This window comes from Streptomyces sp. JLSY215, from assembly GCF_059682825.1.
The window spans coordinates 8,686,911-8,699,144 of sequence record NZ_CM185022.1; the positions used below are offsets into that span (position 1 = coordinate 8,686,911).

Consider the following 12,234-nt stretch of genomic DNA (forward strand, 5'->3'; position numbering starts at 1 on the left):
CGGGCGGTTTCCCTGGGCCGACGCTGCTCCAGGGCCGGATCACGGGCTTCGGGCGCGGTGTCGTGCTCGCCTCGTCCCGTCCAGAGCCGGCGGCCGCCGCACCGGCTTGTGGTGTGGTCCGACCATGTGCCGGGGAGCGGTTGGCCAGATGGGGAGCGTGGCCGGGGGACGTTCCCCGTCCAGTCGGCCCTGACCGGGACGGCGGGCTCGGCGAGGACGGAGGCGTCGTCCGCGGCGTGCACCGCGGGGGCGTGTGGGCCATGACGCGCCGTCGTTCAGGACTGCTGGGAGGCGATCAGGTCGCGGTACCAGTGGAAGCTCGCCCGGGGTGTGCGACGCCCGCTGGCGAAGTCGACCTCGACCAGACCGAAACGCTGGTGGTATCCCTCGGCCCACTCGAAGTTGTCGAGCAGCGACCAGGTGAAGTAGCCGCGCACGTCCACCCCGCGGGCCATGGCGCGCGCGACCGCGGCGATGTGGCCGGCGAGGTAGCCGATGCGCGCCTGATCGTGCAGCCCGGCCGGCTGCGAGCAGCCGTTCTCGGTGATCCACACCGGCGGAAGGGCCTCGCCGTAGTGCGTCTTGAGGTCGGTGAGCAGCTCCGTGAGCCCGTCGGGGACGATGGGCCATCCGAACGCGGTGCGTTCGCATGGTTCCTGGGGCTCGGCCAGGTCGAAGGGCAGCCCGGCGGCCGGATCGACCGGTGCGGTGACCCAGGTCGGGTTGTAGTAGTTGATGCCGAGTCCGTCCAGCGATGTGGCGATGGTGATGAGATCGCCGTCGCGTACCACTCCTCCCCAGCTCGGGTCGGTCATGCCGTAGGCCGACAGATCGGGGTAACTCCCCAGCAGGATCGGGTCGTTGAAGAGACGGTTGTGCAGGATGTCGTAAGCAGAGGCCGCTGCCACGTCCGCGTCCGTCTGGGCGTCGGAGCGCAGGCGGACGGGCGTGCAATTGTTGGCGATCAGCAGCTGTGCGTCCGGAACGGCGGCCCGCAGCGCCGCGGTCGCGAGGCCGTGGCCGAGCAGCTGGTGGTGTGCGACGGGCAGTGCGTCCAGCATCAGGGCGCGACCTGGGGCGTGGACGCCGAAGCCGTACCCGAAGGACATGTGCACGAAGGGCTCGTTCAGGGTGATCCACCGCTTGACCCGGTCACCGAGCCGTTCCGCCGTCACGGCCGCGTACTCGGCGAACCGGTGGGTGGTCTCGCGGTTCAGCCATCCGCCCTTGTCCTCCAGGGCCTGCGGCAGGTCCCAGTGGAAGAGGGTGGGCGTGGGCTCGATCCCGGCGTTGAGCAGGGCGTCGACCAAACGGTCGTAGAAGTCCAGTCCGCGCGGCTCGGCCTTGCCCGCACCGGTCGGCAGGACGCGCGGCCAGGAGACCGAGAAGCGGTATGCGTCGAGCCCGAGCCGGCGCATCAGCGTGATGTCCTCGTCGAACCGGTGGTAGTGGTCGCAGGCGACGTCACCGGTGTGACCGTCGCGGACGGTCCCGGGGCGCCGCACGAAGGTGTCCCAGATCGACACTCCTTTGCCGTCCTCGTCGGCCGCGCCCTCGATCTGGTACGCGGCGGTCGAGGCGCCCCAGACGAAGTCGGCCGGGAGCCGGGGCAGCTGGGTGGCATCGGTGGAGCTGGTCGTCACAGGTACCTGCCTTCATCGCTGATGCGGGATTTGCTCAGGTCCGGCCACCGGCGCGGGCGGCTCCTGGTGGCCTGCCGGCGGTTGGCTTTCGCGCCCCACCGGCCGCCCTGGGGAAGGCCGTTCGCGGCTGGGCCTTGTGTCCGAAGTGACCGCACCGTAACATGAACGCTCGTTCACGTTCTAGGAATCGGGTCTGCCCGAGAGCCGGCTTTGACGGTGGCCGGGCGCAAGGTCGCAAGGTCGAAAAATTGATGGACCGTCAAGTTGGCCGTCCCGAACCATTGACTTCGTGGATGGTCGCCACAATTCTCAACTCGCCAGTAACTTGCATGACCATGTCAATCAAGGTGAGTGATGACCATGGCTCAACCTCCGCGCCGCAGAGGCAAATCCCTCACGGTGGCGTCACTGCTTCTCGCCGTGCTGGCCCTGGCGCTCGGTCCGATGCCCAGCTCCGCGGCGGAGTCCAACTGGTGGGACCCGGCCGCGCGGCCCACCCCCGACGCGCAGATCAACGTCACCGGCGAGCCCTTCAAGGGCACCGACGCCCAGGGGCGGGTCAGGGGCTTCGTCGACGCCCACGACCACATCATGTCCAACGAGGGTTTCGGCGGCCGACTGATCTGCGGCAAGCCGTTCTCGGAGCAGGGTGTCGCCGACGCGCTCAAGGACTGTCCCGAGCACTACCCCGACGGCTCGCTCGCCGTCTTCGACATGATCACCAAGGGCGGCGACGGCAGGCATGACCCTGTCGGGTGGCCCACGTTCAAGGACTGGCCCGCCCACGATTCACTGACCCACCAGCAGAACTACTACGCCGGAATCGAGCGGGCGTGGCGCAGCGGCCAACGGGTGCTGGTCAACGACCTGGTCACCAACGGCGTGATCTGCTCGGTCTACTTCTTCAAGGACCGCAGCTGCGACGAGATGACCGCCATCCGTCTCGAGGCCAAGAAGTCGTACGACATGCAGGCCTTCATCGACAAGATGTACGGCGGCCCGGGCAAGGGCTGGTTCCGGATCGTCACGGACAGCGCGCAGGCCCGCGAGGTCATCAAGCAGGGCAAGCTGGCCGTCGTCCTGGGGGTCGAGACGTCCGAGCCGTTCGGCTGCAAGCAGATCCTGGACAAGGCGCAGTGCAGCAAGGAGGACATCGACCGCGGCCTGGACGAGCTGCACCAACTGGGTGTGAGCAGCATGTTCTTGTGCCACAAGTTCGACAACGCCCTGTGCGGGGTGCGCTTCGACTCCGGCGCCCTCGGCACGGCCATCAACGTCGGCCAGTTCCTGTCGACCGGCACCTTCTGGAAGACGGAGACCTGCCGCGGCCCGCAGCACGACAACCCCATCGGCAACGCGGCGGCGCCCGAGGCGGAGAAGCGGCTGCCGGCGGGGACGTCCGTCCCCACGTATTCCTCGGACGCGCAGTGCAACACCCGTGGGCTGACCGACCTGGGTGCGTACGCGGTGCGCGGCATGATGAAGCGTCACATGACGCTGGAGCTCGACCACATGAGCGTCAAGGCCGCGGACCAGGCCTTCGACATCCTCGAGTCCGAGTCGTACCCGGGCGCCATCTCCTCGCACAGCTGGATGGACCTGGGCTGGACCGAACGGCTTTACAAGCTCGGTGGGTTCGCCGCCCAGTACATGAGCGCCTCTGGGGCGTTCAGCGCTGAGGCCAAGCGAACGGACGCGCTGCGCGAGAAGTACAAGGTCGGCTACGGCTACGGAACGGACATGAACGGTGTCGGCGGCTGGCCCGCCCCGCGCGGCGCGAACACCCCGAACCCGGTGAAGTACCCCTTCCGCAGCACGGATGGCGGCTCGGTGATCGACAAGCAGACCACCGGCGAACGCACCTGGGACTTCAACACCGACGGCGGCGCGCACTACGGCATGGTGCCGGACTGGATCGAGGACATCCGGATCGTCGGGGGCCAGGAGGTCGTGGACGACCTCTTCTCGGGCGCCGAGTCCTACCTCCGCACCTGGGCGAAGACCGAGCAGCACCAGTCCACGGAGAACCTGGCCTCGGGAGCGGCCGCCACGGCATCCTCGTCGGAATGGTGGAACCCGCTCACCCGCTTCACTCCTGACAAGGCCGTGGACGGCGACACGGGCACCCGCTGGGCCAGCGAGTGGAGCGACGACCAGTGGCTGCGGATCGACCTCGGATCCGCGAAGCCGGTCAAGCGCGTCACTCTCGACTGGGAGGAGGCGTACGCGAAGTCCTACCGCATCGAGCTGTCGCAGGACGGTACGGCCTGGAAGTCGGTATGGTCCACGACCGCCGGTGACGGCGGTCTGGACACGGCGCGGTTCGCCGGCACTCCGGCGCGTTACGTACGGATCAAGGGGCTGGAGCGCGGCACGCAGTGGGGCTACTCGCTCCAAGAGGTCGGATTCTTCAGCGACTGACGGCACTGGTGGGGCGGTGCCCAGGACCGGGCCGGCCGGATCAGCTCTCCTGATCCGGCCGGCCTGATGTCCCGCCGCGTTCCCCGGCGCGCCACGTAGAGCGCAGGGAGCGGAAGGCGGCCGCCGACAGCGGCAATCAGCGGCGGTGCATATGACCTCGCTGTGCCTCCACCTCGACCTCGGCATGCCCGCCCGTAGGCGCCGCGGGCCCTCACCAACCGGTCGTCGACGCCTACAACTGTCAGCACCCGGCAGGGCACTCGCACCGAGCCGTGCAAAGCGGTGCCGTTTACCTGATCACGCTGTGCATGTTCTTGGAAGACGGCGTCGACCCGCGCGAGGGCCCCGCCTCCACAAGGACATGGCCGACCGGCCGGTCTTCACCTGGTGTGGGCCAGGTCGGGGGTGTCGGGAGTCGGAGAGGCCGCCGCCCAGCTCTGCGGCGCGGAGTTCATCGTGAAGTGAAGCCGACCGCCGCGTAGGAGTTCGCCGTGGCTCAGGAAGGGCTGGGTGATGTTCCGGCCGTTGAGGGAGAGCGCCTGCACGTACTGCTTCGAGGCTGCCCCAGGTGCGCTGATCACCAGGGGGCGGGATGCCGCCGGGAGGTGCAGCACCGCCCGGTCGAAGAACGGACTCCCCACCGCGTACTGGTCCGATGCCGGATTGACCGGGTATATGCCCAGCGCCGACAGCACATACCAAGCCGACATCTGCCCACAGTCCTCATTGCCGCTCAGACCATCAGGACGGTTGGCGTAGTTCGCGTCGGCGATCCGGCGCACCTGTTCCTGTGTCTTCCACGGCCGTCCCGTGTAGTCGTACAGGTAGGGGGCATGGTGGCTCGGCTCGTTGGTGTGATTGTTGTGCCCGCCGGCGAAGTATTCGTCCAGCCATGAAGCGAACTTCTCGCCGCCTCCCTTGAGCGCGATCAGCCCGGGGATGTCGTGGAGGACGTCGAGCGTGTAGACCCACTGGTCTCCCTCGGTGAACGATCCATTCGCCCAGGACCCGTCGAAGTTGCGGGCCTGCATGAGACCGGTCGAGGAGTTGAACAGCTTCTTGTAGTTCTTGCTGCGTCGCAGGAAGAAGTCAGCGTCGTCGCCGTGGCCCACCGACTTGGCGACCTGCGCGACCGCCCAGTCCTCGTACGCGTAGTCCAGGGTGCGGGAACCGGCCTCCGCGGTGCGGTCCGCGGCAACCCAGCCCTTCTGCTTGTACGTGGTCAATCCCGCCCGCGCCTCGACCGGAGTATTCGGCTGACGATCGTGGTAGTCGAGCTCGGTGTCCTTGTCCGGCGGCGTCATCGCGTCCTTGTACACCGCCTCATAGGCCAACTTGCGGTCGAACCCCGTGAAGCCCTTGGCGATGGCCTCGGCGATGACGGAGTCGGCGTTCGTGCCGACCATGATGTTGGTCTCGGTGACGTTCTTCCACATCGGGAGCCAGCCGCCCTGCTGATAGTCCTGCAGCATCGAGGTGACCATGCCGTCGATCCGCTCGGGGGCGAAGAGCGTCAGGAACGTGTTCTCGGCGCGGAAGGTGTCCCACAGCGAGTAGCCGGTGTAACTGACCCCGGAGTGCACCTTGTCGTCGTAGGCACTGTAGTAACGGCCGTGCTCCGACATCTCCGACGGATACTGCAGGGCGTGGTACATGGCAGTGTAGAAGATGGACCGTTGGTCGGGTGTCGCGCCCTGTAGGAGGACCTGGTTGAGCTTCTGGTTCCACTGCGCGCGGGTCTTGGCCACGGTCTCTTCGAAGGTCTGGTCGTCGGGCACCTCGGCGGCCAGGTTGGCACGCGCCTGGTCCACGGAGATGAACGATGTCGCGATCCTGACCTGCACCGTCCGGGTGCCCGACGGGAAGCGCACATACGCGGACACGTCGCTGTCGGTGCGATCGGCCTGACCCTCGTGCTGGGCCGCGCTGGTGGCCGTGCCATAGCTGGCGAACGGCGTGTCGAACCGGGCGGCGAAATAGCCCTTGAAGTTCGGGGCCTTGAACGGTCCGAGGCCCTTGTCCTGGCGGTCGGGGTTGTAGCCGGTGATCTCCCGGACATCCGGATCGATGCGCACATGGCCGGTGACGCCCGATCGCGTGGCCTGCAGCACGAAGTTCGACTCCGCGTCCTGTGGATAGCTCATCCGCAGAACCCCGACCCGCGATGTGGCTGTCATCTCCGTCTTCAGCGTCTGTCCCGGCCCGGCGTTCATGTCCACCGTGTAGCGCTCGGGCGAAGCCTTCTCGCCGGCGTGGCGGAACGTCAGTCCGCGGTCGGAGGTGGCCGTCTTGACCATACCGACACCGGGCATGCCGACCACGTATCCGGAGTCACCCATCCAGATCGCCGGCTGGTGCGTACCGATGAAGCCCGTGATTTTCGGGTCGTTGAGGTGGTATGGCGCACGACCGACGTGGTTGTCGCGGGTCATGGGGGACCACCGGGTCATGCCGAACGGTGGTGCAGTGCTGGGAATCATCCCGCCGTACTCGGTGCTGCTCTTGCCCGTCGTCCCGATCAAAGGATTGACCAGGTCGACGTTGGAGGAAGCCTCGTCCGCCCAACTCGTTGTGGCGAGCGGCGGGATGAGCGCCGCCACCAGCGCCATCACGATCACGATGCGCCACGCGAGCGGGGCAGGCCGGGGAGGCCGTCCGCGTACTCCGGCACCGGGAGCCGAGGGTCCATCAAGATGCATACTCGCACTCCACTCAATCTGACAGCGTTGTCATGGAGTGGATGGAGTCTGACGCAACATCCGTTGATCCCGCAATGGTCCCACTCGGCTTTTGCGGCGGCGGCCCGCAGACCCTCGTCGGCGTCGCCGGAGTGATCCTGTACGGCACAGCGTCGGCCGGAGCGCTCCGTGGCCGCGTGCTACGTTCGCGTCATCGGACGACCGGGGGCACGTGGTGACGGAAGCAGGGAAGCCGCAGTCGGCTTCGCGGGCGCGGCTGCGGAGGCAGCCGCAGCAGGCCCGCAGCCGGGCCCGGGTCGAGGCCATTCTCGTCGCGGCCGACCGGATCTTGTCCCAGGAGGGGTACGAGGCGCTGACGATGCGGCGCATCGCCGAGGAGGCGGGCTCGCCGGTCGGCAGCATCTACCAGTTCTACCCCGACAAGAGCGCAGTCGTGGACGCACTCGGCCAGCGGTACCTGGTGGCCTTCAAAACCGCCATCGACGAACTCGTCGAGCGTGCCGTCGAGGGCGAACTGACCGACCTGGTCGGCACGGTGGTCGACGTCTACGCCGAGCTCTTCCGGTCCCAGCCGGGCGGCATAGCTCTGTGGGCCGGGCGGCACCTCAGTCCCGAGCTCGCGCGGGCCGACGAGGTGAGCAACACGCTCATCGCCGAGGGGCTGCAGAGCGTCATCGAGCACCTGACGGGCGGGCCCGGCGGTGAGCGGGCGCAACGGGCGACGCGGATGGTGGTGTGGGCCGCCAACGCTGTGCTGCACGAGGTGTTCAAGACCGGCGGTGATCCGGACTTGGAAACCGTGGACGAGCTCAAGCGGATGCTGCACTCCTACTGGGAGGACCTGCGCGGCCGGCTGACGGCCGCGGAAGGGTGAGCCGAGCCATTCCGCCGCTCACAGGGCCCCGGGCCGCCCGGACTCCCGCGCGTGCCGCACATATGGCCGGTCCTCTGCACGAGAGGCGACTCGCGGAACTCTGGGCACAGTCATCGTCGTTGCACGATTGAGCGACGTGAAGCCCTCGCTTCGTGTCGGGGGCTTTCTCATGCTTGTGAGCCCCCGACGCCCCGACGGCTTGACATAGCGGCTTGAGTGATCGTCGAGAGTGTCAGTTCATGCTTGGTGTCTTTCAGGCTCGTGCTGTGTTGCTCAGCCAATTCTCCCCACGCGCTCTCCAGCGCTGCTTAAACTCCCCAAATTCTCCGCAGAGAAAGCCATGCGGAGAGTGAAGGGCGCCGTCGGTAGACAGATCATCTGATGCGCTGCTACTGGCTACGTTGCGTGACTGCCGTGGGGCCAGACAGAGGAGCGGCCTGACGGCGTCGCGCGAGGCTGCCCCGGCCGACGCGCGGCCGGGGCAGTCGTTCGGCGGCACCTTGTCCACGTTCCCCCGGTCCGGCCGGAACGCGGACATCTCGGCTGCCCGCTCCAGGACCTTCGCCATGCTCGTGCCGATCTGCGCGTCGGCGGCCGGCATGCCGGCCGATCTCTGCCGTAAACTCAGCCCCTGCTTTTCCCACTCTGGACGAGGTAAGACACTGTGTACCCCAGCGCCGACAGCGCCACCGAAGCGCCCATATATGACCGCCTGGTCCATGACCTGGGCGATGTCCCCACCGACGTCCGTCAGGTGGCGGAAAAAGTGCTAGCAGAAGCCCAAGCGGCTGTCGAATCCGTCTCCCTGTCTGCTGCCTGACACCGCGCGCCCCGCCGACCACCACGGCCCGAGAGCACGTGCCGCACCTAGAGTGCAGGCTCCCCTTGCTCGCCGGCTCGCTGCGCGCGTGAGCCAGGCCCGCTGGTGATTCGGGATCGCCGCCCGATTGTGACGCCGGGGCCGAGGCTGATGTTGTTGCCGGTCTGAGTGTCGTCGCCGTGCGCCGCATACGGCGTGGTGGAAGGCGAGAACGGTCTCGATGAGTGGCGCGAGCCAGGGGAGGCCGGCGATGGTGCTCTCGGTGTGCAGGACGGTGGCGCGGGCGGTGAGGCCATGGTCGGTGCCGGCGTCGCGGATGAGGGCTGCGACGCCGGCATAGAGGGTGGTGGCCGTTGGTCGAGCTGGCGAGGTACTGGTGGGCGAGGGCCAGCTCGTCGTCGGCACGGATCCGGTCGGCGAAGGTGCTGGCGCACCCAGGTCACCCGATGCGGTGCATCGCAATGCCCGAGTCAACCCCAGCCGGGTCAGTTGTGACGGGCGAGTTTGACCGCGGAGACGAGCAGGATCAGGGCCAGGACCGGGATCAGTACCAGATCCGAGAACACGCCGAGCAGCAGCCCGCCCAGCATCGCGCCTGCGATGGATCCTGCGGCCATGAGCACGGTGAAGCGGATGTTGGCGCCCAGCACCGCGAAACTGCCGTCCCGGCTGTAGCGGGCGAAAGCCACCAGCATCGTCGGCAACGACACCAGCAGGGACAGGCTTCCCGCCGTCTTGATGTTCACCGCGAACAGCAGCACGATCGTCGGGATCAGCAGCTCACCCCCTGCCACGCCCATGATGGCCGCAACCACTCCGATGCCGAAGCCGGCCACCACCCCGCAGGGCACCTGTGCCCACAGCGGCAGCGAGAGCGCCCCCAGGGTTGTGGTGTGCGTGACCAACAGGGCGCCGGCCATGAACACCATCAGCGCGGCCAGCACCTTGTACAGGGTGGAGCTGCGCATACGCACTGCCCAGCTCGCTCCGGCCCAGGCGCCCAGCAGACTCCCGGCCAGCAGGTTGACCGCGATGGGCCAGTTCGCGGCCACCTCGGAGGCCGGTACCGCCGCCAGACGGGCGGGCAGCGCGACCACGACCACGACCAGGCTCATCGCCTTGTTCAGAATGACGCCCGAGAGCGCAGCGAACCCGAACAAGCTGATCAGCAGCGGCAGACGGAACTCCGCGCCGCCCAAGCCGATCATCCCGCCCAGCACGCCGATGCCCGCCCCCGAGGCGAACACCAAGGGGACTGAGTGGCTCGGTCGCGTGAGGTCTGTAGCAGTGGACACGGCGAGGATCGTCCCTGCCGGCAGGCCCGGCCCGCTAGGGCACAGCTCAACCTTTGGGGGAAGACACTGCGTACTTGATCTAGGTTCGTAGAGGCAGATTACTGCCTCGTGTCTCAAGCCGAGGCGGGCACGGGAGGAGCTGGAGTGAACAAGCGTCCATCACTCAGCACGGCCCACAGGACGTCCACACTGCGTCTGGCCAGAGACAGCACGGACCGAACATGAATGAGCCCTTCTTTCCGCTTCTGGGGTCGCTTGTGGGGTCAGTGCACCGGCTGGGGGGCGGCCTCCGCGGGGGAGGGCCCGGATGTCCGTCCCAGGTGGTTGAAGGCGAGGTTGAGGAGGACGGCGACGACGCAGCCCGTGCTGATCCCGGAGTCGAGGATGATGCGCAGGCTCTCGGGAAAGGCGTGGTAGAAGTCCGGGGCGGCCATGGGGATGATGCCGGCGCCGAGGGAGATGGCGACGATGAGGACGTTATCGCCGTGTTCCAGCGAGGACTTGGTGAGGGTCTGCACTCCGCCGGCGGCAATGGTGCCGAAGAGGGTGATGCCGACGCCGCCCAGGACGGGCTGGGGGATGAGGGCGACGAGCGAGGCCAGCATGGGGCAGAGTCCGAGCAGGATGAGGATGCCGCCGGCTGCGGCGACGACGAAGCGACTGCGGATCTTGGTGATGGCTACCAGGCCGACGTTCTGGGCGAAGGCGCTGGCAGCGAACGCATTGAAGAAGGGACTGATGGCGGTGCCGAGTCCGTCGGCGCGCAATGCTGCGGCCAGGGTCTGTTCGTCGGCCGGCCGGCCGACAATCTCGCCGAGGGCCAGGACGTCAGCGGTCGACTCCGTCATGATCACGAGCATGACGATGCACATGGAAATCACCGCAGCGGGGGAGAACTGCGGGGCTCCGAAGTGGAAGGGGGCGGGGAGGCCGATCAGGTCGGCGTTGGTGACGCCGCTGAAGTCGGCCGCGCCCAGGGGTAGGGAGATCAGAGTGCCGGCGACCAGGCCGAGGAGTATCGAGAGCTGCTTCAGGAAGCCCCGCAGCACTCGGCGTAGGACGACCGTGATCAGGAGGCTGGCGGCGGCCAGGCCTATGTTGGTGAGGCTTCCGTAGTCGTCGGCCTTGTGGTTACCGCCCTGGGCCCAGTTGAAGGCGACGGGCAGCAACGAGACGCCGATGAGGGTGATAACCGTGCCGGTGACGATCGGGGGGAAGAAGCGCACCAGCTTGCAGAACCAGGGCGCCAGGAGGAATCCGAGGACTCCGGCAACGATGACGGCTCCGTAGATGACCGGTAGCGCATCCTCGGGACTCTGCGCCTTGGCGATCGCGAGCATGGGTGCGACGCCTGCGAAGGAGACGCCGTTGACGAAGGGGAGACGGGAGCCCACCTTCCAGAACCCGAGGGTCTGCAGCAGCGTGGCGATGCCGGCGGCGAACAGGCTCGCACTCATGAGGAAGGCGATGTCGGGGGTGGACAGGCCGACTCCGATGCCGACGACGAGGGGTGGCGCGACGACGCCCGCGTACATCGCGGCCACGTGCTGCAGCCCGGCGCCGATCAATTTGACCGGGGGCAGGGTCTGGTCGACGGCGTGCTTGGCCGCCCCGCCCTCGGGGGTCTGGGGTTCGTTCATGGTCAGGTCGCTCCTGGAGTGGGCATGATCGGTGGCGTGACCGGCACCGCACACGCAGCCGGGGGCGTGCGTGAGGGGCCGGCCGCGCGGTGTGCGGTCGGATGCGAAGTGGCAGGGGTACGGCTGCGGACGTGCCGAAGGTGCCGGGTGTGCCGGTGAGGGTCGAGCCTCGGCGGAGCGCGGATGCGCGGGGCGTCGACAGGACTCCTGACCGGAGGCCCCGGCGGGGCCTGATGCAGCGGGAATCCGGCGTACGCCGGGAAAGTGGATCGGCGGCCGGAACGAGGATGGTGTCCCGGGCTGTGCCGATCGACCGGAGAAGCCGCACGGCCGTGGTGTCCACGGGATCGGGGGCGGCTCCGGTCTCACCGAGCCGAGTCAGTCCCTCACGGTTTCAAAATTCTGTCAAGGCACGGAAATCTCGGACCAGTTCGACGAATTGCGACCCGCCCTTGAGGGGGTGCGCCCATCCCCTCCGGTCATTGGCTCCGACCACAAATGCGGCCGGAAAATCACGGTTTTTTTCATCGGATCGTACGTAGCCCGGAGGCGGCCACTTTTGCGATCTTGAGGGGGCACAGCCGACGAGTTCGGTGCCGCGTGGTCGCTCCGGTCCAGCGCCCAGCGGCCCCTTGCCCGGCGGGCCGCCGCACGACCGGACCGCCACCTTCACCACCGGCGATCCCTCGATCGAGTCGTCGCCGGCGGCACGGGCCGGATCGGTAACGACCGGCACAGCACTTTGCCCATCGGCGGTCGTACTGCCGAAGTGCGTCACCAACTCTTGTTCATCAGGCCCTGAGGAGGGGCCTCGCCCATGTACAGATCACCACGTCGGCACC

General features: G+C 67.7%; 7 protein-coding genes and 2 pseudogenes. 3 read left to right on the top strand and 6 right to left on the bottom strand.

The features are described 5' to 3' along the window. Positions 1-275 precede the first annotated feature (275 nt). Complete coding sequence (locus AC5677_RS38335; RefSeq protein WP_497192484.1) at positions 276-1,643, bottom strand: GH1 family beta-glucosidase; 1,368 nt, start codon at positions 1,641-1,643, stop codon at positions 276-278. A 354-nt stretch (positions 1,644-1,997) separates the two neighbouring features. On the opposite strand from AC5677_RS38335, the gene AC5677_RS38340 reads away from it, so the two are divergent. Together AC5677_RS38340 and AC5677_RS38345 are read left to right on the top strand one after the other, a co-directional pair. Continuing rightward, complete coding sequence (locus AC5677_RS38340) at positions 1,998-4,064, top strand: galactose-binding domain-containing protein (RefSeq protein ID WP_497192485.1); 2,067 nt, start codon at positions 1,998-2,000, stop codon at positions 4,062-4,064. A gap of 221 nt (positions 4,065-4,285) precedes the next feature. Further along, a pseudogene (locus AC5677_RS38345) lies at positions 4,286-4,546 on the top strand (DUF5946 family protein); the annotation flags it as partial. Here AC5677_RS38345 and AC5677_RS38350 read toward each other — a convergent pair. Then, the gene (locus tag AC5677_RS38350) at positions 4,445-6,673 is read right to left on the bottom strand and encodes a GH92 family glycosyl hydrolase (RefSeq protein WP_497192486.1); all 2,229 of its coding nucleotides are present in this window, start codon (positions 6,671-6,673) and stop codon (positions 4,445-4,447) included. The pseudogene AC5677_RS38345 and the gene AC5677_RS38350 sit on opposite strands and share 102 nt — an antisense overlap. A 304-nt stretch (positions 6,674-6,977) precedes the next feature. On the opposite strand from AC5677_RS38350, the gene AC5677_RS38355 reads away from it, so the two are divergent. Then, on the top strand, positions 6,978-7,637 hold the full coding sequence (locus tag AC5677_RS38355; protein WP_497192487.1) for a TetR/AcrR family transcriptional regulator: 660 nt from the start codon (positions 6,978-6,980) through the stop codon (positions 7,635-7,637). A gap of 1,305 nt (positions 7,638-8,942) precedes the next feature. Here AC5677_RS38355 and AC5677_RS38360 read toward each other — a convergent pair. The 4 genes and pseudogenes from AC5677_RS38360 to AC5677_RS38375 all read right to left on the bottom strand — a co-directional run bounded on the left by AC5677_RS38360 (position 8,943) and on the right by AC5677_RS38375 (position 12,170). After that, positions 8,943-9,752 (bottom strand): sulfite exporter TauE/SafE family protein, encoded by an 810-nt coding sequence (locus AC5677_RS38360; protein WP_497192488.1) that lies wholly within the window; start codon positions 9,750-9,752, stop codon positions 8,943-8,945. A gap of 113 nt (positions 9,753-9,865) precedes the next feature. Further along, positions 9,866-10,000: pseudogene (locus AC5677_RS38365) on the bottom strand (IS110 family transposase); the annotation flags it as partial. Between the two features lie 15 nt (positions 10,001-10,015). Next, positions 10,016-11,392, bottom strand: coding sequence for a nucleobase:cation symporter-2 family protein (locus AC5677_RS38370; RefSeq protein WP_497192489.1), 1,377 nt, complete (start codon positions 11,390-11,392; stop codon positions 10,016-10,018). Positions 11,393-11,786: 394 nt separating this feature from the next. Continuing rightward, the gene (locus AC5677_RS38375) at positions 11,787-12,170 is read right to left on the bottom strand and encodes a hypothetical protein (protein WP_497192490.1); all 384 of its coding nucleotides are present in this window, start codon (positions 12,168-12,170) and stop codon (positions 11,787-11,789) included. Positions 12,171-12,234 lie beyond the last annotated feature (64 nt).